Below are 22,961 nucleotides of genomic sequence, written 5' to 3' on the forward strand. Positions count from 1 at the left end.
CCTCCAACTGTGGCTATTCAAGGGCATTTAAGATTACAAATTCGTAACATAAACGTTACCTTGGCGGGTGGAATCCGTTATCGGTGATAGCGTGAAAATGCGTGAGAGAAGAGGCGCTTATGGATAAGATGACAATGCTGGGTAAGAAGGACTGGGAAAAGACGCCAGGCAAGTGGCACGGCGAGTTTGAAGGAAATGTGTTCGGAACGGGTGCGTCCGTCATGTTCTATGCAACCGAAGAGGCTGGGCGTGGCCCCAGATTGCATCGTCACCCCTATGACGAGATCTTTATTGTGCGCAAAGGCCGGGCCTTATTCACGGTTGGCGAAGAGCAATTCGAAGCCGAAGAAGGCAGCATCGTATTTGGTGCAGCCAATATTCCACACAAATACGTCAATGTCGGTCCGGGTCTTCTGGAGATGATCGATATTCATGTCTCCGGCGAGTTCATACAGGAAGATCTGGAGTAGCTTCTGTCACTGAAATGCGCGCTTGTGTGATCCACGCGTGATCCAACGGTGGACACATGTTTCTCCTGACACAAGGCCGGTTTTCTTTGTGCGTGGTTTCCTCTAATTCTATGACATGAAAAAAGGCGATCATCTCTTTCTCGTTGACGGCTCGGGTTATATTTTCCGCGCCTATCATGCCCTGCCACCGCTGACCCGCAAGACTGATGGCTTGCCGGTAGGGGCCGTGTCCGGCTTCTGCAACATGCTGTGGAAGCTGCTGAAGGATGCGCGAAATACCGATGTGGGCGTCGTGCCAACGCATTTCGCGGTCATTTTCGATTATTCGTCGCAGACTTTCCGCAAAGAGATTTATCCCGAATATAAGGCGAACCGCACCGCGCCGCCGGAAGACCTCATTCCGCAATTCGGCCTTATCCGTCAGGCAACGCGCGCGTTCAATCTGCCTTGCATCGAGAAAGAGGGATTTGAGGCCGACGATCTGATCGCGACTTATGCCCGTCTGGCTGAAGCTGCAGGTGGCGATGTTACCATCGTTTCGTCCGACAAGGACCTCATGCAGCTCGTCACACCGCAGGTGTCGATGTATGACGGCATGAAAGACAAGCAGATTTCGATCCCGGAAGTGATCGAAAAATGGGGCGTACCGCCGGAAAAGATGATCGATCTGCAATCGCTGACTGGCGACAGCACCGATAATGTTCCGGGTATTCCCGGCATCGGGCCAAAGACGGCGGCGCAATTGCTGGAAGAATTTGGCGATCTTGATACGCTGCTCGCGCGCGCTTCTGAGATCAAGCAGAACAAGCGCCGCGAAAACATCATCGCTTATGCTGACCAGACCAAGATCGCTCGTGAACTGGTAACGCTCAAGACCGACGTGCCGCTGGATGTTGATCTCGAAGGTCTTGTGCTTGAGCCGCAAAATGGCCCGAAACTCATAGGGTTCCTGAAAGCCATGGAATTTACGTCGCTTACGCGTCGTGTGGCGGAAGCAACCGAGACGGATGCATCGGCCGTTGAGCCCTGTCATATCGAGACAGAATGGGGCGCGGATGCCCATGGTCCTGATGTTGATGTACCAGTGAAGTCGGACGATACGACTACGCCCGAAAGTTCTTCTGTAGAAGCAGTGCAGCCCGCAGATGGCTATACGCCGAAGGCACTTGCAGAAAAGCGTGCATCCGATGCTTTGGCTCAAAAGATCGATACGAGCGCTTATACATGCATTCGCGACATCGAAACGCTGAACAAGTGGTTGGCCGAAGCCATAGAGACGGGCCTTGTCGCGTTTGATACCGAAACCAATTCGCTTGATCCGATGCAGGCTGAACTGATCGGCTTCTCGCTGGCTCTCGCTCCGGGCAAAGCTGCCTATATCCCGCTCCAGCACAAATCCGGCGCAGGCGATCTGCTCGGTGGCGGCATGGTCGAAGGGCAGATACCGCTGGATAAAGCGTTGGCTGCTTTGAAGCGCGTTCTAGAGGACAAATCCGTTCTCAAGATCGCGCAGAACATGAAGTATGACTGGCTGGTCATGCGCCGCCACGGCATCAACACCGTGTCTTTTGATGATACGATGCTGATTTCATATGTGCTGGATGCAGGCACCGGGAGCCATGGCATGGACCCGCTTTCCGAGCGCTGGCTGGGCCATACACCAATCGCCTATAAGGATGTGGCGGGCACCGGTAAAAGCGCTGTAACCTTCGATATGGTCGATATTGATCGCGCGACAGCCTATGCCGCAGAAGATGCCGATGTAACGCTGCGCTTGTGGCAAGTGTTGAAGCCGCGTTTGGCCGCAGAGGGCCTCATGTCAGTTTATGAGCGTCTTGAACGCCCATTGGTTGATGTGCTCGCCCGCATGGAAGAACGCGGCATTTCCGTCGATCGTCAGGTTCTCTCGCGTCTGTCGGGTGATCTTGCCCAGTCTGCCGCGCGTTATGAAGAAGAAATCTACGAACTGGCCGGAGAGAAATTCAATATCGGTTCGCCCAAGCAGCTTGGCGATATCTTGTTCGGAAAAATGGGACTTCCCGGCGCTTCCAAGACCAAGACCGGCCAATGGTCCACTTCTGCGCAGGTGCTTGAAGATCTCGCCGCCGAAGGCCTGCCACTGCCGCGCAAGATTGTCGACTGGCGTCAGCTGACCAAGCTCAAATCCACCTATACCGATGCTTTGCCGGGCTATATCCACCCGCAGACCAAGCGCGTGCACACATCTTATGCGATGGCGTCCACCTCGACAGGCCGTCTGTCCTCATCTGATCCGAACTTGCAGAACATTCCAGTGCGTACTGCTGAAGGCCGCAAGATCCGAACAGCTTTTATTGCTGAGCCGGGCAACAAGCTGGTTTCTGCCGATTACAGTCAGATTGAACTGCGTGTTCTGGCGCATGTCGCCGATATTCCGCAGCTCAAGAAGGCATTTGCGGACGGCATCGACATTCATGCCATGACGGCATCGGAAATGTTCGGTGTGCCGGTTGAAGGCATGCCTTCCGAAGTGCGTCGCCGCGCCAAAGCAATCAACTTCGGTATCATCTATGGCATTTCGGCTTTTGGCCTTGCCAATCAGCTTTCAATCCCGCGTGAAGAAGCAGGGCAATATATCCGCACTTATTTCGAGCGGTTCCCCGGTATCAAGGATTACATGGAAGCGACCAAGGCCTTTGCCCGCGAGCATGGCTATGTCGAAACCATCTTTGGCCGTCGCGCGCATTATCCCGACATCAAAGCATCCAATCCACAGGTGCGGGCATTCAATGAACGGGCGGCCATCAATGCCCCTATTCAGGGAGCTGCTGCAGATATTATCCGTCGTGCCATGATCCGCATGGAAACTGCACTGGCCAATGAAAAGCTTGCGGCCCGTATGCTGTTGCAGGTGCACGACGAGTTGATCTTCGAAGTGCCTGAAAATGAAGTGGAAAAGACGATTTCGCTGGTGCGCGATATTATGGAAAATGCAGCCATGCCAGCAGTGTCACTTTCGGTGCCTTTGCATGTCGATGCGCGTGCAGCGCATAACTGGGATGAGGCCCATTAGGGTCTCAACCGGTTGACCTGAGCGGTTTGACGCTATAGGTAGGCGGCAATTCTGTTGCTTCGGTAGTCGCCAGTGGGTTTGTGACCAATGGGTTTGCGGCTTGTGAAGCTTTTTTGAAAGTCATTCATGTCCCTACCTGAAACAATCGCTCCGGCACTTTCCGGAGCATTAGCCGCTCGTGGTTACAATACACTCACCGCTGTTCAGAATGCCGTTCTGGCTCCTGAAACACTGGATGCCGATCTGCTCGTTTCCGCGCAGACAGGCTCCGGCAAGACGGTTGCTTTTGGCCTTGCCATGGCATCGACCATCCTTGGTGATGAGCTGCGTTTTGGCCGCCCAGAAGCACCATTTGCCATGATTATTGCGCCGACACGTGAACTGGCATTGCAGGTTCGTCGCGAGCTGGAATGGCTGTATGCCGATACGGGTGCCACCATTGCATCCTGCGTTGGTGGTATGGATATTCGTTCCGAGCGCCGTGTGCTTGAACGTGGATCGCATATCGTTGTCGGCACACCTGGCCGTCTGCGCGATCATATTACGCGCAATGCCCTTGATATGTCGCAGCTTCGCGTCGTCGTGCTCGATGAAGCCGACGAAATGCTCGATATGGGCTTCCGCGAAGACCTCGAATTTATTCTTGGTGAAGCACCGGCAGACCGTCGCACACTGATGTTCTCGGCAACCGTACCAAAGCCGATTGCGCAGCTTGCCAAGCGCTTCCAGAAAGATGCGCTGCGCATTTCTGCTGCTGGTGAAGCCGGTCAGCACGCCGATATTGATTATTTCGCCATGCCGGTTCCGCCGCAAGAGCGTGACCATGCGATCATCAATACGCTGCTTTATTACGATTCACAGAACTCAATCATCTTCTGCTCGACCCGCGAAGCGGTAAAGCACATGGCGAGCCGCCTTTCCAATCGCGGGTTTGCGGTTGTGGCGCTGTCGGGTGAACTGAGCCAGGCCGAGCGCAATAATGCGCTTCAGGCAATGCGCGATGGTCGTGCCCGCGTTTGCGTGGCAACCGACGTTGCTGCACGTGGTATCGATCTGCCAAACCTTGATCTGGTTATCCATGCCGATCTGCCAAACAATGCTGAAACCATGCTTCACCGTTCTGGCCGTACTGGCCGTGCGGGCCGCAAGGGCACCTGTGTTCTGGTGGTTCCGTTCTCGCGTCGCCGCATTGCAGAGCGTCTTCTGCATATGGCAAAGCTTGATGCGCAGACTGTTCCGGCACCAGGTATTGCAGCCGTTCAGGCCAAGAACAACGAACGCATTCTCAATGGCGAAGCTTTCAGCCAGCCGGTTGATGAAGAGCATCAGGACCTGTTGAAGGCACTGACCGAGCGTTATACGCCGGAACAGATAGCAAGCGCGTTCCTCAATCGCGAACTCGCGGCATTGCCTGCAGCTGAAGATATTTCTGATGCACCGGTTCATCCGATTGCCAGCAAGAAGCCTCGCGAACGTTCAGAGCGTGGTGATCGTCCAGAACGTGGCGAGCGTTTTGATCGTGGCGAACCGGGCGAACGTTTCGACCGCAATGCACGTTTCGATGGCGTATGGTTCTCGGTTTCCGCCGGTCGCAAACACCGCGCCGATCCGAAGTGGCTGCTGCCATTGATCTGCAAGGCAGGCGACGTTTCCAAGCGCGATGTTGGTTCGATCAAGATTTTCGATAATGAAACCCGCTTTGAAATTACCGCAGCCAAGGCCGACGAATTCCGTCGTTCGGTTGAAGAACGCGGTACTGGCGAAAAGGGTCTCGTGATCCGCACCGCCGTTGCAGGCGCTGGTGGCGATGCAGCACCGCGTGAAGGCAAAGGCAACTTCAAGCCACGCGGCGACAAGTTCAAGAGCGATTTCCGTGATGGTCCGCGCGACAATAATCGTGATGGGGCAAAAGGCGGCTGGTCGAAGCCTAAGGGCGACTTCAAGAAAGACGGTTTCAAGAAGGACGGCAAAAAATCTAACGATGGCTATTCCAAAAAGCCACGCGGAGAGTAATTTCCGGTCATAGAAAAGCCCGCCAATTGGCGGGCTTTTTCTTGTCTTGAAGCATTTCCAGCAAAAGTGGAAACCGGTTTTGCATTGGACAATGCGTAAAAACAAATAGTTACAGCGGTTCCAACGATTCAGTCTTAACTGGAACTGCTGTAAAACTGGAAGTCCCCCGAAAGTTTTCATGTCTTTCCGGGGCTGGTTTATCAGACGTCGAGATTGGCGACGCTCAGCGCGTTTTCCTGAATGAATTCGCGGCGCGGTTCAACTTCATCACCCATCAGGCGTGAGAATAGCGAATCTGCGTCGGTCGCGTCATTGATCTTCACCTGCAACAGCGAACGCACATTTGGATCAAGCGTGGTTTCCCAAAGCTGTTCGGCGTTCATTTCGCCCAGTCCTTTGTAACGCTGCAGCGTCAGACCCTTGCGGCCTGTTGCGAAGATCGCATCAAGCAGTGCCATCGGACCGGACAGTGTTTCAACCTTGTCCTTGCGGCGAAGCAAAGGCGGCTCTGCAAAGACTTCCGACAAGCGTCCGGCCACACGGTCGATCTGGCGTGCATCAGCAGAACCGAGCAGTGCCATATCGAGAATGGCGACGTCCTTGACGCCACGCACCATGCGTTCGAAGCGATAGCCACCGTCTTCCGTCACATGGGAGGTCCAGCCACGTTCGGTTTCTTCCGAGATCATGTCGAGACGTTTGGCAACGATATCCGCAGAAGCCTGCGAAGTAGCGTCATTGGCGGTTGCATTCGGATTGAGAAGGCCTGCAATCGCCGCCTGCTCAACCACGCGACGATCATAGCGTGTATGAAGGCCCGAAAGAAGCTGACGCAGCGTGCGCGCATCGTCGACGACGGAACGAAGATCCGGTCCGGCGCGCACTTCACCGCTCGCCATTTCAAGAGTTGCTTCTTCAAGGCCGGTCTCAATGAGGAAGTCCTCAAAGGCCGCTTCATTCTTGATATATTGCGAGGACTTGCCGCGAGACACCTTATAGAGCGGCGGCTGCGCGATATAGATATGGCCACGCTCGATCAGTTCCGGCATCTGACGGAAGAAGAAGGTCAACAGCAGCGTACGAATATGTGCACCGTCGACGTCAGCATCTGTCATGATGATGATCTTATGGTAGCGCAGCTTGTCAGGATTGAAACCGTGAGATTCGTCTTTGCCGATCGAAGTGCCGAGGGCAGTGATCAGCGTGCCGACCTGATCGGAAGAAATCATGCGGTCAAAGCGGACGCGTTCCACGTTGAGGATCTTACCGCGCAGCGGCAGAATAGCCTGGTTCTGGCGTGAACGACCGCTCTTGGCGGAGCCACCTGCAGAGTCACCCTCGACGATGAAGATTTCTGATTTCGCAGGATCGCGTTCCTGACAATCGGCGAGTTTGCCGGGCAGGGACGTCACACTCAGATTGCTCTTGCGGGTGATATCACGGGCCTTGCGGGCTGCCTCACGAGCGGCGGCTGCCTGAATGACCTTTTCGACGATGGTCTTGCCACCTGCCGGATGCTCTTCCAGCCATGTCGAAAGCGCTTCGTTGACGAGGCTTTCCACGACCGGGCGCACTTCCGAGGAAACGAGCTTGTCCTTGGTCTGCGACGAGAATTTAGGGTCCGGAACCTTGACGGAAAGCACAGCGGTCAGGCCTTCGCGGCAATCATCGCCGGTGAGCTGCACCTTTTCCTTCTTGGTCATGCCGGAAGCGTCCGCATAGCCCGTCACCTGACGGGTCAGCGCACCACGAAAACCGGCCAGATGGGTGCCGCCATCGCGCTGCGGAATGTTATTGGTGAAGCAAAGCACCTTTTCATGGTAGGAATCATTCCACCACATGGCGACTTCAACGGTCATGCCGTCTTTTTCGCTCTTGATATAGATCGGTGTTTCCAGAAGCGCCTTCTTACCCTTGTCGATATATTTTACGAACTCGATGACGCCACCGTCATAGTGGAGTTCCTGTTCGCGAATATCGGCATGACGACGATCAGCAAGCTTGATACGGACGCCTGAATTCAGAAACGCCAGTTCGCGCAGACGTCGTTCCAGCGTATCGTAATCGAACTCGATCATGGTGAACGTATCGGGCGACGGCAGGAAGCTGACTTCGGTGCCGGTGTCGCTGCCTGCATCGCCTGTCACGATAAGCGGAGCATCGGCCACGCCATGGGTGAAGGCCATTTCGTGGATTTTGCCAGCGCGGCGGATTTTCAGCTTGAGCCAGATCGACAGCGCGTTCACAACCGAAACGCCCACGCCATGCAGACCACCGGAAACCTTATAAGAATTCTGGTCGAACTTACCGCCGGCATGAAGCTGAGTCATGATGACTTCGGCAGCCGAAACGCCTTCTTCCTTATGGATATCGGTCGGGATGCCACGACCGTTATCGGTCACGGTGCAGGAGCCGTCGGCGTTAAGCGTCACGGTTACAAGCGTAGCGTGGCCTGCAAGCGCCTCATCGATTGCATTGTCCACGACTTCGTAGACCATGTGATGCAGGCCGGAGCCGTCATCCGTGTCACCGATATACATGCCAGGGCGCTTGCGAACTGCGTCCAGACCTTTCAGCACACGAATGGAATCCGCGCCATATTCGGCGGGGGCTTCGGAATTCATCTCTGGAGTCTCGCTCATGAAAATCTTTCGAAAATGCGCCGCGAACGCGGCCCTAAAGCCTGCTGCGATTGCAGCATCAAAAACCATGTCGAATCACACGACAAACATGGCTTTAATATAGGCGTTAAAGGCAATTTTTCCAAATTTTGGGGCCAAATTTGCCGGGGATTCTGCTCATTTGGCAACCTATACAGAATTGGGCTGGCGTGGGTTCTCTGGAACCGCCACAATTGACGCTTATATTCTCAAAACGGGGGCGTTCTTGACCTGATTTTATAAACCCTGATTTTTATAAAAAAGGAACGCTTGATGGAAGTTGCAGCCAAGATGACCGAAACCGCAAATCCCTTCGTTCCGCCCGCCCCACGCCCGCGTGAAAAGCCGGTTGGGCGGTTCGAGATGATGCGGGTGGTTTATAAGAATCCGCTCGAATTGTGGGGCGAGCCTTCCTATAACGAGCCGTGGATTTCCGTCAGCTGGTTCGGCATGAAAACTGTCATAGCCAATGATCCGGGTCTGATCCGCCACGTGCTGGTCGATAATGCCGCAAATTACCCTATGTCCGCCATTCGCCAGCGCGTGCTGCGCCCCATTCTGCGCGATGGTCTTCTGACTGCTGAGGGACAAGTCTGGAAGCGTTCGCGCAAAGCCATGGCGCCGGTCTTTACCCCGCGCCATATTGGCGGTTTCGCTGAGACCATGCGGGAGCGCTCACGTCATTTCGCGGAGCGATACACGACGAGCGGCATCATCACCGATGTCGCCCATGACATGACGCTTCTTACCTACGATATTCTGGCCGAAACGCTGTTTTCCGGTGAAATTGCTGGCGACCCCAATGATTTCGCCCGACAGATCGACAAGCTGTTTGAAACCATGGGGCGCGTCGACCCCTTTGATCTGCTGGGCCTGCCGGACTGGCTGCCCCGCTTCACGCGTTTACGTGGCCAGCAATCGCTTGGCTTTTTCCGCGAGCTTGTTTCAGGTACGATTGCTATGCGCAAAGCGCGCATGGACAAGGGTGAGGATGTTCCAAACGACTTCCTCACGCTGCTTCTGCGCGCTGAAGGGCCGGACGGACTGACGCGCTCAGAGATCGAAGATAACATCATCACCTTCATTGGCGCAGGCCACGAGACGACTGCCCGCGCGCTCGGCTGGACGCTCTATCTGCTCGCCAAAGCGCCGCAGGAACGTGATCGGGTGGAAACCGAAATCGATGCTTTCTTCGCGGATGGTGGCGATGATCTGCCGCCGCAGGAATGGTTGGCGAAACTGCCTTTCACACGTGCAGCTTTCGAGGAAGCGATGCGGCTTTATCCGCCAGCGCCTTCAATCAATCGCGAGGCAGCAGTCGATGATACCTATGGCGATCTGAAAATTGCCAAGGGGACTGCCGTTCTGGTGATGCCGTGGGTGATCCACCGTCACAGGCTTTACTGGCAGGAGCCGGACGCTTTCAGGCCGTCACGCTTCTGGCCTGAAAATCGTGACCAGATCGACCGTTTCCAGTATCTGCCGTTCGGCGCAGGTCCGCGCGTCTGCATCGGTGCAAGTTTTGCGCTTCAGGAAGCGGTCATTGCCCTTGCTATATTGCTACGCGAACACCGCTTCGACGTACTTGAAACGACAAAGCCGTGGCCGGTACAGAAGCTGACTACCCAGCCACAGGGCGGCCTGCCGATGAAGGTGGTCAAGCGCTAATCAGCGCCTCACTTCAGCCGCTCTGCATGCCACTTGAGATGGTCATCCATAAACGTCGAGATGAAGAAATAGGAATGATCATAGCCTTCACGCATATTGAGCGTAAGCGGAATGCCAGCCTTCTTGCATGCCTCTTCCAGAAGCCATGGACGCAGACCTTCATCCAGAAAGCCATCGGCTGTGCCCTGATCGACCAGAAATTCCGGGAAACGATAGCCATCTTCAATCAGCAGCGTCGCATCATAGGCACGCCATGCGCGTTCTTCAGCGCCCAGATATTTTTCCAGCGCAGGCTTCGACCAGCCAGCCGTTGAAGGCTGGACAATCGGTGCAAAAGCCGATGCCGATTTGAAGCGGTCAGGGTTTTTGAGCGCAATGGTCAGTGCGCCATGACCGCCCATTGAATGGCCGGTGATCGCCTGACGCGCCATGTCGAGCGGAAATTCTGCAGCAACCAGATCAGTCAGTTCCTTGGTGATGTAGCTATACATCTGATAGTTTTTGGCGAATGGTTCCTGCGTCGCATCGACATAGAAGCCAGCACCTTTGCCGAACTGCCAGTTATCCGGCTCATCCGGCACGTCATCACCGCGCGGGCTCGTATCGGGGCAAATAACGGCAATTCCTAATTCTGCGGCCATTTGCCGGTATTCGCCTTTGTCCATCACGTTCTGATGGGTGCAGGTGAGGCCGGAAAGATACCAGAGTACCGGCACAGGGCCATCTTTTACCTGTGGTGGCAGGAAAACGGCAAAGGTCATATCGCACTGGTTGGTCTCGCTCTTATGGCGATAGACGCCCTGCGTTCCACCAAAGCATTTTGCAGTCGAAATCGTTTCCATGAGAGTTCCTGATTTTTATCCGCTTCCGAGTGCGACCACGACATTCACTGTCGCCGCAACAAGGACCGTATTGAAAAAGAATGACACGACGCTGTGCAGAAGCGTCACTTTTCGCATCGCGGTGGTCGTGACATTGGTATCGGACGTCTGTGCCGTCATGCCGATGATGAAGGCGTAATAGGCGAAATCCCAGCCGGAGGGCTGTGGCGTTTCTGGAAAATTGAAGCCGCCTCTATATCTGCTGGCATGGGCTGAATCGTCGCCTGCGGGTTTGCGTGGTTGCCAATACATGTGCGCGTAATGGATCGCCGTCATCATGTGGATCGTACACCAGCCGAGCGGCACAGCCGCCAGCGTCATGACCAGCGAAAACAGATCGGCCTTGGGTTGTTGGTTTATCAGGATGAACAGCGACACCACAGCCACAACAACGGTGGCAAATGTCACCAGAAAGATGATCCAGATCGGCTCATCCGCCGTTGCCGCATGTTTTCTGAGATAGGGCGCGGTGAGCTTGGGTAAAGCCGCAAGCGCCAGAACGAGATAGAGCACAAAGAAGCAGTTTGCCCCGATGACCGGGGCAAGCGGGCTTTTAAGAAGCCATGCGATAATGAAGGTTGCAGCGCCACCAATGGCTGCCAGATAAAAGGACATATGGCGGCGCAGCAGAAACATCAGGCCGCACTTTCCTGTGGTGCCAGCCGCATATCGACATGCGGAATACCATCTTCGAGATATTCTTCCGAAATCGCGACGAAGCCGAACGATCCATAGAATTTCTGCAAATGGCTCTGTCCGCCAAGCTCAATGGAAATGCCTGGAAAACGTGTCTGAGCAAAGGCGACAGCCTCTTTCATGAGACGCTGACCAAGCTTGTAACCACGATAATCGGCTGCCACAACAACGCGGCCGATCTTCACCGGCTTACCATCCTGTTCCGGTGGCAGAACCCGCAAACTTGCTGCGAGTTCTTCACCATCGAGAATGCGTAGGTGAAATGCGTCATAATCCTTGCCGTCGATTTCGGGGTAAGGGCAATTCTGCTCCACCACAAAAACGTCCACGCGCAGCTTCAGCATCGCATAAAGCGCGCGCGGGGTCAGGTTATCGATTGGGTCCCATTGGGAGGTGAAAAGCTTTTCACTCATCAGTAGACAATCACCGAACGGATCGACTTGCCTTCATGCATCAGATCGAAAGCCGTGTTGATTTCATCAAGCGGCATGGTGTGGGTGATGAGGCTGTCGATGTCGATCTTGCCTTCCATGTACCAGTCAACGATCTTCGGCACATCGGTACGACCGCGGGCGCCGCCAAATGCAGTGCCTTTCCAGACGCGTCCGGTGACGAGCTGGAATGGACGTGTGGCGATTTCCTTGCCTGCTTCCGCGACGCCGATGATGATCGATTCACCCCAGCCGCGATGGCAGCATTCCAGTGCCTGACGCATGACATCGGTGTTGCCGGTGGCATCGAACGAATAATCAGCGCCGCCATCAGTCAGATCCTGAATGGCCTGCACAACCTTGTCATTGCCAATTTCACGCGGGTTGACGAAGTCGGTCATGCCGAACTTCTTTGCCATTTCCACCTTGGATGGATTGATGTCGACGCCGATGATCTTATCCGCACCAACCATGCGTGCGCCCTGAATGACATTAAGACCAATGCCGCCCAGACCAAACACAACTACATTGGAACCCGGGCGAACCTTAGCCGTATAAATAACTGCGCCAATGCCGGTGGTTACGCCGCAGCCGATATAGCAGATCTTGTCGAAAGGCGCGTCTTCGCGGACCTTCGCGACAGCGATTTCTGGCAAAACGGTGAAGTTCGAGAAGGTCGAGCAGCCCATATAATGGAACACTTCGCCGCCATCGCACGAAAAGCGCGAGGTTTTGTCAGGCATCAGGCCTTGACCCTGCGTTGAGCGGATCGAGGTGCAGAGGTTTGAACGCTGCGACAGGCAGGTTTTGCACTGGCGGCATTCCGGCGTGTAAAGCGGGATCACATGATCGCCTGGCTTGACCGAGGTAACACCTGCGCCAACTTCGCGCACGATGCCAGCGCCTTCATGGCCGAGAATGGCTGGGAACTTGCCTTCTGAATCAAGACCGGAAAGCGTGTAGGCATCCGTGTGGCAAACGCCGGTCGCCATGATTTCGACCAGCACTTCGCCAGCGCGTGGACCGCCGATTTCAACGGTTTCGATGGTGAGCGGCTTCTTTGCCTCCCAGGCAACGGCTGCGCGTGATTTCATGACGATATTCCCTTCAATTTCAGTGTTCGTTTATGCGCCCTATTTCAGATAGGTGCGCAAAATCCGCATGATTTCGTCGATCTCTGCATCGGGATCTGCCACAGCATCGCGCGCTATCGCCTCACGAGCCAGCCCGCGATTTTGGCCGAATGTCTCGCGAAAATGGCTTTCCAGCACTTCCGCCATCAACCCATTGGTCGCCCCACGCAAAGCCGCAATCTGCTGCAACAAGGCAGCACATTCCGTGCCTGCTTCCACCGCGCGCTCCAAGCCTTCGGCCTGGCCTTTGATACGGCGCAGACGCGTTAAAGCGCGCTTTTTGTCTTCCGGTGAATGCGGCATGGAATCTCCCGATTTTCATGAAGCCTATATACTATAGGGGAGTATGTCAATTGCTCCGGAAACGCCTTTTGCGAGAATGGTTTTCTCAGCAATTGGTATGGCTCGGATTTTAAGCCTCAAGCTTGAGGTGCAGCAGTGGATAAGGGCGCCCCTGATCATCCGTTTCCGAGCGACCTGTCTCGACAAAGCCCACATGGCGATAAAAGCCCACGCCTTGCGTGTTCTGCTCATTCACATCGACGGTCAGAGTGCCCCGCTTTTTCGCGTGCGCAATCATATGCTTACCAATACCCCTGCCACGCTGGTCGGGTGAAATGAACAGGCTGTCGATATTGTTATCGGTCATGCCCATGAAGCCGATCGGCTTGCCGTCATCCTCAATGACATCGACTGCCACATTCGGCAGATATTGCTCACCGACCAGCTTTTCGATTTCAGCGAAATCTTCGCGGCTTAGAAAGTCATGCGTTGCCAGCACGCTTGTGCGCCAGATGGCGGTGAGGGCGGGGGCATCCGCCGGATTAGATTTTCGGATATGGATCATCATCGTTCCTTGTGGGATAAGCACCAAAGCAACGCCTTTATAATACGGAATTTCATTTGACGAGTCTGCCCGATCTTCCCGTTACCCGCATTCTGCCGCAACTCGACGCCGCCTTAGCTGCCCATGCAAGCGCGGTTCTGGTTGCCCCTCCCGGCGCGGGTAAAACGACGCTGGTGCCGTTGCATTTCCTGAATGCAAGCTGGCGCGGCAACGGCATGATTGTGCTGCTCGAACCGCGTCGTCTTGCAGCGCGTGCAGCGGCCCGCCGTATGGCGCAGTTGCTGGGCGAAGAGCCGGGCGATACGGTCGGCTATCGTATGCGCCTTGAAAGCAAGGTCTCGGCGAAGACCAAAATCCTTGTCGTTACCGAGGGCGTTTTTGCACGCATGATCCTCGATGATCCGGACCTAAAAGGCATAGCGGCGGTTCTGTTCGATGAGTTTCATGAGCGTAGCCTCGATGCCGATTTCGGTCTGGCGCTGGCGCTCGATGTGCAGGCCGCTCTGCGCGACGATCTCAAAATTCTTGTCATGTCGGCAACACTTGATGGTGCGCGTGTGGCCTCACTTTTGGGCGATGCGCCCATTATTGAGAGCGAAGGCCGCGCTTTCCCCGTCGATATTCGCCACCGTGACCGTAAGCCTGACGAACGCATTGAAGATTCGATGGTGAAAGCCATTCGTGAGGCGCTGGCCGATGAAACGGGTAGCATTCTTGCCTTTCTTCCCGGTCAGGGTGAGATTGAACGCACGGCTGGCATTCTGGAAAAATTTCTGCCTGCCAATATCATTCTGGCCCCGCTTTATGGCGCGATGGAAGGCCGTGATCAGGATGCGGCAATCAAGCCAGCTCCCGCAGGTCATCGCAAGGTCGTGCTGGCCACGTCGATTGCCGAAACTTCCATAACCATCGATGGGGTCCGGGTGGTGATCGATAGCGGCCTTGCTCGCCTGCCAAAATATGAACCCGCAACCGGCCTCACACGATTGGAAACTGTGCGTACTTCGCGTGCGAGTGCTGATCAACGCGCTGGTCGTGCGGGTCGTACCGAGCCGGGCATAGCCATCCGCCTCTGGCATCAGGGGCAAACGGCTTCGCTCCCTGCGTTCTCGCCGCCTGAAATTCTGGAAGCCGATCTTTCCGGCCTCGTGCTCGATGCGGCTGCATGGGGTGTGACCGATCCAGCAACCTTGTCGCTGCTTGATAAGCCGCCACTACCCGCGCTCAAAGAAGCCAAAGCATTGCTTAGCCGGCTTGGTGCACTTGATGAGGCTGGACGCCTGACAACTGACGGTGAGGCTATGCGCTCGTTGGCACTCCCCGCACGCCTTGCACATATGGTGGCGGAAGCGGGCAAACGCGGCGAGGCTTTGCGAGCAGCAGAGCTTGCAGTTCTTCTGACCGAGCGTGGGCTTGGCGGCAATGAAACCGACCTCGACACGCGCATGTCGCGGTTCCGCAATGACCGTTCTGATCGCGCCCTGCGTGCCAAAGGACTGGCGAAACGTCTGGCTGCAAATGTGCCCAACAAAGGCGAAGCTGCGGGTTCAAGCCCAAATTCTAATGTTGGCCGGATACTGATCGATGCCTACCCGGACCGCATCGCCAAGGCGCGAGGGGCAACGGGGCAATTTCTGCTGGCCAATGGACGCGGCGGCGAAGTCGATCCTGCCATCAGCCTCAGTCGCGCATCGTGGCTTGTCGTGGCGGATATGTCGGGCAAAGCAGGCCGTGCACGCGTGCTTTCTGCTGCGGAAGTTTCGGAAAGTGAAATCCGTAATGCCCTTGGCAGCAGGATCGAGAGTGGCCGACAAGTCATCTATGACGCAGAAAAGAACGCTTTGCGGGCGCGTGAAGCCGTTCGGATTGGTGCCATTGCCCTGTCGGAAAAGCCGCTTGCCGCTCCTTCTGGCGTGAGCGCCGATGAAGGCGTGATCGCTGCCGTGCGTGAGCATGGACTGCAAATCCTGCCGTGGGGCAAAGAGGCTGAAATTCTGCGTCGTCGTCTGGGCTGGCTTTATCGCGGTCTTGGCGATCCGTGGCCGTCTATGGATGATGACAATCTTATTGAGCGTCTTGATGATTGGCTTTTGCCTTTCCTCACAGGCGAAGCGCAGCTAGATCGTATCCCGGCGCATGTGCTGAAAAACGGCCTTATGAGCCTTGTGCCGTTCGATCTGCAACGCCTCGTCGATCAGCTGGCACCCACGCATTTTGAAGTACCGACCGGCTCGAATATCCCGATCCGCTATGACACGGAGGAGCCGGTTCTAGCCGTGCGCGTACAGGAGTTGTTCGGCCTTGGCATTCATCCGGCCATTGCCAATGGCAAAGTACCGCTTTTGCTGGAATTGCTTTCCCCCGCCCATCGCCCGATTCAGATCACGCGTGATCTGCCGGGCTTCTGGCAGGGCTCATGGGCGGATGTGCGCTCCGATATGCGTGGCCGCTATCCGCGCCATGTCTGGCCGGAAGATCCGGCCAATGCCGAAGCTACGCGCAGGGCAAAACCACGCGGCACCTGATGCCGATCAGGAATGCAGAACGACGTGGACCTCATCCTGATCGCGGATGTTGAGATTTTCACGGATGCGCTTGTCCGAGATCAGCTCAATGCAGTCGTGCATATGCGATCCGATACGCCGGAAAATCCAAACATTCATGGAACGGGAATGCGCATAAAGCGTCGCCCGCCATGCCTGGCCAATGCCGCGGCGTGGCTTGAAAAACTTGCGGCGCAGACTGTTGTTCAGAATTTCGTGCTGCGGGATAGTGATGCTTGGTGGGACAATGCCGCGATCCAGCGCCTTTAGCTGCTTGCGACGGCTTTGCAGAATGGATGGATATTCCATGATCTGCACATTCAGCGAGCCGGATGCAAAGTGATCCGGCCAGTCATTTGGTGAATTATCCAGATGTTGTTTTCCAGGAATAATGAGCTCGGAATGTTTTCCAAGCCCGGATGATATCTTCCCCCTGAAGATAATCACGCGGCGCCCTCCATCACTTTGCAGACAGTCCTGTTATAATTCCTTCACAAAATTGACACAATTGCTGATTGGCAGGTTTTGCCCATGAGGGAAAACTTGATAATTCCCCACATAATAGGGCGTTGCGTGTCATGCACGCCAAAGCCTGCGACTGGATGACACAGTTCTGCTTGCGTGAATATGCGCCTTGCCGCATAAGGGGCTGATAGGGGTGATCATGCACGCAGAATTCGACAATCGGGCTTCAAATCTTTCGCGAAAACCGCGTCTGACCACATTGGTGCGTCTGCGCTGGCTGGCTATCGCAGGGCAGACTGCGACAGTCATGTTCGTGGCGCTCTATCTGCAGTTCAACTTCGCAGTCGGTGTCTGTTTTGCGCTCATCGCATGCTCGGCGTGGCTCAATCTCTATCTCGCGTTTCGCTTTCCGACCAACCATCGTCTCAGTCCGACTGCCGCCAGCATTGTTCTGGCATTTGATATTCTGCAACTGGCGGGTCTGCTCTATCTGACAGGTGGAGTGCAAAATCCCTTTGTCATCCTGATGATTGCGCCGGTCATCATATCCGCCACATCGCTTTCGGTGCGCCATACGCTGGTTCTCGCGCTTCTCGTTGTGTTGAGCACATCGGTGTTGACTATGCGCTACGAGCCGCTGCCCTGGTATCCGGGCGAAACTCTTGATCTGCCATTTCTTTTTGTGGCGGGCATCTGGTGCGCAATTATCGCGGCACTGGGTTTTACCGGCGTCTATGCTTATCGTATTGCTGAAGAAACGCGCCAGCTCGGCGATGCTTTGGCTGCAACAGAACTGATCTTGCAGCGCGAGCAACATCTCACGGCCCTTGATGGACTTGCTGCCGCAGCTGCACACGAGCTAGGCACGCCGCTTGCCACCATCACCTTGGTGGTCAAGGAAATGCAGCGCAGTTATGCAAAGAAGCCTGACATTGATCCCGCGCTTGCAGAAGATATTGCGCTTTTGCAATCACAGGCTGCGCGCTGTCGCGAAATTCTTCAACGGTTGACCAGTCTGTCCTCGGAAAACGAGGAACACATGTCGCGTCTGCCTTTCTCATCACTGATCGAAGAAGTGATTGAGCCGCATCGGGATTTTGGAATTCTGCTTCAAGTGACCAAACAGGAAGGTCCGAAACCGGAGCCTGTTGTTCGCCGCAATCCGGGGCTGCTTTATGGGCTTGGCAATCTGGTGGAAAATGCGGTCGATTTTGCGCGCGATGAAGTCAGTGTCACGTGGGGTTGGACCGACACGAACGTTACCGTCACGATTCAGGACGACGGTGAAGGGTTTAAACCGGAAATTCTCGACCGAATCGGTGAACCTTATATGACCAGCCGCGACAGTTCCCATAATGGTGGCGGTGGTCTTGGATTGGGGCTTTTCATCGCAAAAACTCTGCTGGAACGCTCTGGCGCGCAGATTAGCTTTAAAAATCGCAAGAATCCGGGGCAGGGTGCTGAAGTAAGAGTGATATGGCCACGCTCTGCCTTCACTGTAAGCTGATGAATATATTGCGGAATTAATCTTGGTTTGAAGTGTATGCGCATTTTGCGCCATGTTTCGATTTTATCAATTTTTCGTGCTTGTGATCAGAAATCACATTTAATCACAATGCTTTAAGCGTCGCCGCAATTTTAATTTTGCTGAGATTGCTTCAATAATTCAATGGCTATTTGACTTTTTGACGCAGGGATATCAATAAGGGAATAAAAATACAGGCAGGAAGCACCCCATGGAAGACTTGAAGCAGGAAGACACCGAAGCCATTGGCAACGATCCCACCCTCCTTCTGGTTGATGATGATAAGCCTTTTTTGCAGCGTCTTGCCCGGGCCATGGAAGGCCGGGGTTTTCAGGTAACGACTGCAGAATCGGTTGAAGAAGGCATCGCCGCTGCAAAGGCCGCTGCACCCGCTTATGCGGTCGTGGACATGCGACTGGGAGACGGTAACGGGCTTGACGTCATTGAGGCCATCCGTTCACGTCGCACGGATACGCGCGCCATCGTGTTGACCGGTTACGGTAATATCGCGACTGCGGTGAATGCTGTGAAACTCGGTGCGATTGATTATCTCTCCAAGCCTGCCGACGCGGATGAGGTGTTTGCTGCTCTGACCCGTCGTCCGGGTGAAAAGGTTGCGCCACCGGAAAACCCAATGTCTGCTGATCGTGTGCGTTGGGAGCATATTCAGCGTGTTTACGAAATGTGCGAGCGCAATGTTTCCGAGACCGCACGCCGCCTCAATATGCATCGTCGTACTTTGCAGCGGATTCTGGCTAAACGTGCGCCACGTTAATCAAAACCGCAGCTGATCCGAAGACTGTCTCCCCTGTCAGGGATGCACTTTTAATCAATATCGGTTTCGGGCACGTCGAGCCCGGCAAGTTCTGCAATCGTTAGCCGTGCAGCCCCTGCTCGAGCAAAGCGCAACATCAGCGCTTTGCGGGTTGCGCCGGGAAGCTTATGCTCCGGCGCGTCACGAAGAATTTCAGCGCCATAACCGTCCGATAATATGAAGCCGCAATCTTCAGGGAAGATTTCGCGTGGCACCGACGGATGCGTCGCAAAGAAAAGCCGGTCGCAATAGGCGCGATATTCAGGCCATTTGCGGTCCGCTTTCCAGTCTTCGATCGAGGACTTAATCTCAATAATCCAGATCTCGCTTTTGCGGCTGACCGCAATCAGATCAGCGCGTCTTCCTGACGCCAGTGGCAGTTCGGGCAGCGTTGCCAACCCCATTTCCAGAAAAAGACGTTGCACACCACGTCGCACAAGAAGCGCGTTTTCGGACTGACGCCCATCTGAAAGAGGGTGGGATTTGTTGGGAATCACAATCGGCATGGCAAGATTTTGCGCCTGACCGCTGCTTGAAACAACAGCAAAATGACTTCTATTGAGACGCTGATGCCACACAACTGCGGCAAAAATGGCAAGAAAGTGACCAAACCGGGATTTTTCAATTTACGGTTAACGCCTGGTTAACAATACTGACGCAACTTTGCACGTGAATGAGCGATTCGCTCCTGATGATGGAAAATCTCAATCTGGGGGAAATTCATGAAGTCTCGCGTTTTGAAGCTGACCGCAGCACTTCTTCTTGGTGGTGCTCTTGCGGGTTGCTCTACGGTGGGCGGCACTTTCTATACCGCGTCGTATTCTTCGATCAGTGATGCTGGCTATACTATTCCAGCCATTCCAAGTGAGAAGATTCCACAGCAGTATCGCCGTCAGATCGTAAAATATCAGACTGATGAAGCGCCTGGAACGATCATCGTTGAGACGCGTGAGAAGTTCCTCTATTACGTCATGCCCGATGGCAAGGCGATGCGTTATGGCATCGGTGTTGGCCGCGAAGGTTTTGGCTGGTCAGGAACAGCACGCGTTGCCATGAAGCGTGAATGGCCGACCTGGACGCCGCCTGCTCCTATGATCAAGCGTCAGCCGGAGCTGGCGAAATATCGCAATGGCATGGAGCCGGGCCTGAAAAACCCACTCGGCGCGCGCGCGCTCTATCTTTATAACAAGGGCGGAGACACTGGCTATCGTATCCACGGCACGCCGGAATGGTGGTCGATTGGTAAGGCCATGTCGTCCGGCTGCGTGCGCATGATGAACCAGGATATCATTGATCTCCATGCGCGCGCAGAGCAGGGTGCCAAGGTTATTGTGAGGCAGTAAAGATACCTCTGGAACAAGAAAAAGGCCACTGAGAAGCGGCCTTTTTCTTTATAAATCTCAGTGAGATCAGATCTGTTCGACCTGCTGTACTTCCGGCACAAAGTGGCGCAGAAGATTTTGAATGCCATGCTTGAGCGTTGCCGTCGACGACGGGCAGCCGGAGCAGGCGCCCTTCATGTGCAAAAACACCGTGCCATTTTCAAAACCGCGGAATGTGATATCGCCGCCGTCCTGTGCAACAGCCGGGCGAACGCGGGTCTCGATCAATTCCTTGATGGTTTCGACGATTTCGGTGTCTGCCTCATCAAAGAATTCTTCATCGTCATGAGCGGCGGCTGCATCTGCATTGGCATTACCCACCATAGCGGGCAGGCCAGACATGAAATGCTCCATGATTGTACCAAGGATGGCAGGCTTCAGATGCTGCCACTCGCCGTCTTCCTTGGTGACTGTGATGAAATCATAGCCGAAGAAGACGCCGGTTACGCCAGGCACCGCAAAAAGCTTTGCAGCGAGCTGCGATGTGTTGCCCGCGCTTGCCGCGTCACGGAAATCTGCCGTCCCTTCAGGCATGACAACCTTGCCTGGAAGAAACTTCAGGGTCGCCGGGTTCGGCGTAGTCTCGGTCTGGATGAACATATCCGTTCTCCGCTTTCAATATCAGAAACTGTTCGTAAGCATGGATACGCGCGAAGGCAAGCCCTGCCTTGAACGGGCATATGCAAGTTACGATCAATATAGGGTGATTATGTCACCGCATCAATGTCATCGTTGGAAAGTCCTGCGGGGACCACGGTAACGGGAATTTGAAATAATGCCCGCCCTGCAAGTGATTGGACCAGAGGGCCGGGGCCTTCCTTGCCGGAGCCAGCAGCCAGAACCAGAATGGCTATGTCCTGATCTTCTTCAATCAGGCTTGGTAACTGATCATTGGTGTTGCCTTCGCGGATGATCAATTCCGGCTCGATACCCTGCTCTTTGCGCACAGTGGCTGCAAATTTTTCGAGCGTTGAACGTGCGCGTTCTTCCGCTTCCTGCCGCATGATTTCGCCAACACCCAGAATCTGCTGAAAATCCGAATTGTCGATGACAAACAGCATGACGAGTGCGCCATTGGTATTCTTTGCGCGGCGTGCGGCATAGGCAACTGCACGCTCGCATTCGGGCGTGTCGTCAATAACAGCAAGAAACTTGCGTCGGTGGCCGGCTTCCCGGCTAAGTCGTTTGGATACCATGGCGATAATGTGGCATTGCAAAGAGCTGCCCGCAAGCGGGCAGCTCCTGATTATTTATCAGTCCTGCAACCAGCCGATAATATCGCGGACGTGGCGCATGTTTGCCTCTGCAATCACGCTGGCGCGTTCGCCGCCATCTTTCAGAACACTGTCGATATAGGCTGGATCGGCCACCAGACGACGCATTTCATGGGTGATAGGTGACAGCTTTGCCACTGCCAGATCAGCGAGTGCTGCTTTGAATTCTGAGAACTGGCGGCCTCCGAATTCGCCCAGGATTTCTTCCTTCGACTTCGACGACAGGGCCGCATAGATACCGACGAGGTTATCGGCTTCCGGACGTCCGGTGAGGCCATCGATTTCCGTTGGCAAACCGTCAGAATCGGTCTTGGCCTTACGGATCTTCTTGTTGATGGTCTCTTCATCATCGATCAGGTTGATGCGCGAGAGGTCCGAAGGGTCGGATTTTGACATCTTCTTGGTGCCATCACGCAGCGACATGATGCGCATGGCTGGGCCCGAAATCATCGGCTCGGTCAGCGGGAAGAAGCCCGAAACCTGTTCATCACCAACCTGCATATCCACACCGATACCCAGCGAGGCAATGCGATCGGAATAGTCATTGTTGAACTTCTGGGCGATGTCGCGGGTCAGTTCGAGATGCTGCTTCTGATCTTCGCCGACTGGAACATGGGTCGCGCGATAAAGCAGAATGTCGGCAGCCATGAGGCTTGGATAGGCGAAGAGGCCGAGCGAGGCGTTCTCGCGGTCTTTGCCTGCCTTGTCCTTGAACTGCGTCATGCGGCTCATCCAGCCGATGCGGGCAACGCAGTTGAACACCCATGCAAGTTCCGCATGCTGCATGACGCGGCTCTGATTGAAGACAATGCTCCGCTTGGGATCAATGCCTGCAGCCAGAAATGCAGCCGTGACTTCGCGGGTCGACTGAATGAGTTCAGCCGGATCGGGCGAGACGGTCAGGGCGTGCATGTCGACGACACAGTAGATGCATTCCTGCGTCTCCTGAACCTCTACCCACCGCTTGATCGCACCCAGATAATTGCCGAGGTGAAGATTTCCGGTCGGTTGGACGCCGGAGAAGACAAGCGGTTTAAACGTGCTCATGACTTTATCCTGATGTTGGCCTCCGCCGGTGGAGAGCGAAGGGTACTAATTTGATGCGGT

The 22,961-nt window shown here is 54.9% G+C and carries 20 protein-coding genes; 8 read left to right on the plus strand and 12 right to left on the minus strand.

From position 1 onward, the window contains the following. Positions 1–119 precede the first annotated feature (119 nt). The 3 genes from C9380_RS01565 (at position 120) to C9380_RS01575 (ending at position 5,535) form a co-directional block, all read left to right on the plus strand. Positions 120–470, plus strand: a complete 351-nt coding sequence (locus tag C9380_RS01565) for a cupin domain-containing protein (protein ID WP_024898195.1) — start codon at positions 120–122, stop codon at positions 468–470. 115 nt (positions 471–585) lie between these two features. Further along, on the plus strand, positions 586–3,522 hold the full coding sequence (polA, locus tag C9380_RS01570) for a DNA polymerase I (RefSeq protein WP_128092858.1): 2,937 nt from the start codon (positions 586–588) through the stop codon (positions 3,520–3,522). Between the two features lie 126 nt (positions 3,523–3,648). After that, on the plus strand, positions 3,649–5,535 hold the full coding sequence (locus C9380_RS01575; RefSeq protein ID WP_024898193.1) for a DEAD/DEAH box helicase: 1,887 nt from the start codon (positions 3,649–3,651) through the stop codon (positions 5,533–5,535). Positions 5,536–5,735: 200 nt separating this feature from the next. Here C9380_RS01575 and gyrB read toward each other — a convergent pair whose 3' ends face one another. Beyond that, entirely contained in the window at positions 5,736–8,177 is a 2,442-nt protein-coding gene (gene gyrB, locus C9380_RS01580) for a DNA topoisomerase (ATP-hydrolyzing) subunit B (protein ID WP_036567533.1), read from the minus strand. Positions 8,178–8,468: 291 nt separating this feature from the next. Here gyrB and C9380_RS01585 point away from each other — a divergent pair, with 291 nt between their 5' ends. After that, positions 8,469–9,863 carry a cytochrome P450 gene (locus C9380_RS01585; RefSeq protein WP_128092859.1) on the plus strand — a complete coding sequence of 465 codons (1,395 nt, stop codon included), beginning with the start codon at positions 8,469–8,471 and terminating at the stop codon, positions 9,861–9,863. An 8-nt stretch (positions 9,864–9,871) separates the two neighbouring features. Here C9380_RS01585 and fghA read toward each other — a convergent pair whose 3' ends face one another. The 6 genes from fghA to C9380_RS01615 all read right to left on the minus strand — a co-directional run bounded on the left by fghA (position 9,872) and on the right by C9380_RS01615 (position 13,875). After that, entirely contained in the window at positions 9,872–10,705 is an 834-nt protein-coding gene (fghA, locus tag C9380_RS01590; protein ID WP_128092860.1) for an S-formylglutathione hydrolase, read from the minus strand. 15 nt (positions 10,706–10,720) lie between these two features. Further along, positions 10,721–11,380 (minus strand): DUF1345 domain-containing protein, encoded by a 660-nt coding sequence (locus C9380_RS01595; protein ID WP_128092861.1) that lies wholly within the window; start codon positions 11,378–11,380, stop codon positions 10,721–10,723. Beyond that, complete coding sequence (locus C9380_RS01600; protein WP_128092862.1) at positions 11,380–11,853, minus strand: GNAT family N-acetyltransferase; 474 nt, start codon at positions 11,851–11,853, stop codon at positions 11,380–11,382. The genes C9380_RS01595 and C9380_RS01600 overlap by 1 nt, the downstream gene beginning before the upstream one ends. Then, a complete protein-coding gene (locus C9380_RS01605) occupies positions 11,853–12,965 on the minus strand; it encodes an S-(hydroxymethyl)glutathione dehydrogenase/class III alcohol dehydrogenase (RefSeq protein WP_007873207.1) in 1,113 nt (370 codons plus the stop codon). Before C9380_RS01605 ends, C9380_RS01600 begins: the two co-directional genes overlap by 1 nt. 39 nt (positions 12,966–13,004) lie before the next feature. Next, positions 13,005–13,307 carry a metal/formaldehyde-sensitive transcriptional repressor gene (locus C9380_RS01610; RefSeq protein ID WP_100560008.1) on the minus strand — a complete coding sequence of 101 codons (303 nt, stop codon included), beginning with the start codon at positions 13,305–13,307 and terminating at the stop codon, positions 13,005–13,007. A 109-nt stretch (positions 13,308–13,416) separates the two neighbouring features. Continuing rightward, positions 13,417–13,875, minus strand: coding sequence for an acetyltransferase (locus C9380_RS01615; protein WP_374844438.1), 459 nt, complete (start codon positions 13,873–13,875; stop codon positions 13,417–13,419). A 32-nt stretch (positions 13,876–13,907) separates the two neighbouring features. On the opposite strand from C9380_RS01615, the gene hrpB reads away from it, so the two are divergent. Then, complete coding sequence (gene hrpB / locus C9380_RS01620) at positions 13,908–16,376, plus strand: ATP-dependent helicase HrpB (RefSeq protein ID WP_128092863.1); 2,469 nt, start codon at positions 13,908–13,910, stop codon at positions 16,374–16,376. 6 nt (positions 16,377–16,382) lie between these two features. Here the strand turns inward: hrpB and C9380_RS01625 are convergent, their stop codons facing one another. After that, positions 16,383–16,841, minus strand: a complete 459-nt coding sequence (locus C9380_RS01625; RefSeq protein ID WP_024898185.1) for a DUF120 domain-containing protein — start codon at positions 16,839–16,841, stop codon at positions 16,383–16,385. A 217-nt stretch (positions 16,842–17,058) separates the two neighbouring features. Between C9380_RS01625 and C9380_RS01630 the strand changes: the two genes are divergently transcribed. Together C9380_RS01630 and regA are read left to right on the plus strand one after the other, a co-directional pair. Next, a complete protein-coding gene (locus C9380_RS01630) occupies positions 17,059–18,366 on the plus strand; it encodes an ActS/PrrB/RegB family redox-sensitive histidine kinase (RefSeq protein WP_024898184.1) in 1,308 nt (435 codons plus the stop codon). 229 nt (positions 18,367–18,595) lie between these two features. Then, positions 18,596–19,159 carry a global response regulator transcription factor RegA gene (gene regA / locus C9380_RS01635; protein WP_024898183.1) on the plus strand — a complete coding sequence of 188 codons (564 nt, stop codon included), beginning with the start codon at positions 18,596–18,598 and terminating at the stop codon, positions 19,157–19,159. A 50-nt stretch (positions 19,160–19,209) separates the two neighbouring features. On the opposite strand, the gene C9380_RS01640 is transcribed toward regA, so the two are convergent. After that, positions 19,210–19,704: an MmcB family DNA repair protein gene (locus tag C9380_RS01640; RefSeq protein WP_024898182.1), complete on the minus strand. Its 495-nt coding sequence runs from the start codon at positions 19,702–19,704 to the stop codon at positions 19,210–19,212. Positions 19,705–19,920: 216 nt separating this feature from the next. Here C9380_RS01640 and C9380_RS01645 point away from each other — a divergent pair, with 216 nt between their 5' ends. Continuing rightward, the gene (locus C9380_RS01645; RefSeq protein ID WP_024898181.1) at positions 19,921–20,541 is read left to right on the plus strand and encodes a L,D-transpeptidase; all 621 of its coding nucleotides are present in this window, start codon (positions 19,921–19,923) and stop codon (positions 20,539–20,541) included. Between the two features lie 66 nt (positions 20,542–20,607). Here C9380_RS01645 and C9380_RS01650 read toward each other — a convergent pair whose 3' ends face one another. From C9380_RS01650 to trpS, 3 genes are all read right to left on the minus strand, one after another. Next, on the minus strand, positions 20,608–21,180 hold the full coding sequence (locus C9380_RS01650) for a NifU family protein (RefSeq protein ID WP_024898180.1): 573 nt from the start codon (positions 21,178–21,180) through the stop codon (positions 20,608–20,610). A 107-nt stretch (positions 21,181–21,287) separates the two neighbouring features. Next, positions 21,288–21,827 carry a universal stress protein gene (locus C9380_RS01655; RefSeq protein WP_024898179.1) on the minus strand — a complete coding sequence of 180 codons (540 nt, stop codon included), beginning with the start codon at positions 21,825–21,827 and terminating at the stop codon, positions 21,288–21,290. Positions 21,828–21,833: 6 nt separating this feature from the next. After that, the gene (trpS, locus tag C9380_RS01660; protein WP_024898178.1) at positions 21,834–22,901 is read right to left on the minus strand and encodes a tryptophan--tRNA ligase; all 1,068 of its coding nucleotides are present in this window, start codon (positions 22,899–22,901) and stop codon (positions 21,834–21,836) included. Positions 22,902–22,961 lie beyond the last annotated feature (60 nt).

Source organism: Brucella pituitosa, from assembly GCF_003049685.1.
Classification (GTDB): domain Bacteria; phylum Pseudomonadota; class Alphaproteobacteria; order Rhizobiales; family Rhizobiaceae; genus Brucella; species Brucella pituitosa.

Excerpts from the sequence above, each read along its gene's own strand:
- C9380_RS01640 (WP_024898182.1), bottom strand. The coding sequence starts at position 19,704 with ATGCCGATTGTGATTCCCAACAAATCCCACCCTCTTTCAGATGGGCGT.
- C9380_RS01610 (WP_100560008.1), bottom strand. The coding sequence starts at position 13,307 with ATGCCGCATTCACCGGAAGACAAAAAGCGCGCTTTAACGCGTCTGCGC.
- fghA (WP_128092860.1), bottom strand. The coding sequence starts at position 10,705 with ATGGAAACGATTTCGACTGCAAAATGCTTTGGTGGAACGCAGGGCGTC.
- C9380_RS01600 (WP_128092862.1), bottom strand. The coding sequence starts at position 11,853 with ATGAGTGAAAAGCTTTTCACCTCCCAATGGGACCCAATCGATAACCTG.
- C9380_RS01575 (WP_024898193.1), top strand. The coding sequence starts at position 3,649 with ATGTCCCTACCTGAAACAATCGCTCCGGCACTTTCCGGAGCATTAGCC.
- regA (WP_024898183.1), top strand. The coding sequence starts at position 18,596 with ATGGAAGACTTGAAGCAGGAAGACACCGAAGCCATTGGCAACGATCCC.
- gyrB (WP_036567533.1), bottom strand. The coding sequence starts at position 8,177 with ATGAGCGAGACTCCAGAGATGAATTCCGAAGCCCCCGCCGAATATGGC.
- C9380_RS01585 (WP_128092859.1), top strand. The coding sequence starts at position 8,469 with ATGGAAGTTGCAGCCAAGATGACCGAAACCGCAAATCCCTTCGTTCCG.
- polA (WP_128092858.1), top strand. The coding sequence starts at position 586 with ATGAAAAAAGGCGATCATCTCTTTCTCGTTGACGGCTCGGGTTATATT.
- C9380_RS01630 (WP_024898184.1), top strand. The coding sequence starts at position 17,059 with ATGCACGCAGAATTCGACAATCGGGCTTCAAATCTTTCGCGAAAACCG.
- C9380_RS01650 (WP_024898180.1), bottom strand. The coding sequence starts at position 21,180 with ATGTTCATCCAGACCGAGACTACGCCGAACCCGGCGACCCTGAAGTTT.
- C9380_RS01605 (WP_007873207.1), bottom strand. The coding sequence starts at position 12,965 with ATGAAATCACGCGCAGCCGTTGCCTGGGAGGCAAAGAAGCCGCTCACC.
- trpS (WP_024898178.1), bottom strand. The coding sequence starts at position 22,901 with ATGAGCACGTTTAAACCGCTTGTCTTCTCCGGCGTCCAACCGACCGGA.
- C9380_RS01595 (WP_128092861.1), bottom strand. The coding sequence starts at position 11,380 with ATGTTTCTGCTGCGCCGCCATATGTCCTTTTATCTGGCAGCCATTGGT.
- C9380_RS01565 (WP_024898195.1), top strand. The coding sequence starts at position 120 with ATGGATAAGATGACAATGCTGGGTAAGAAGGACTGGGAAAAGACGCCA.
- C9380_RS01645 (WP_024898181.1), top strand. The coding sequence starts at position 19,921 with ATGAAGTCTCGCGTTTTGAAGCTGACCGCAGCACTTCTTCTTGGTGGT.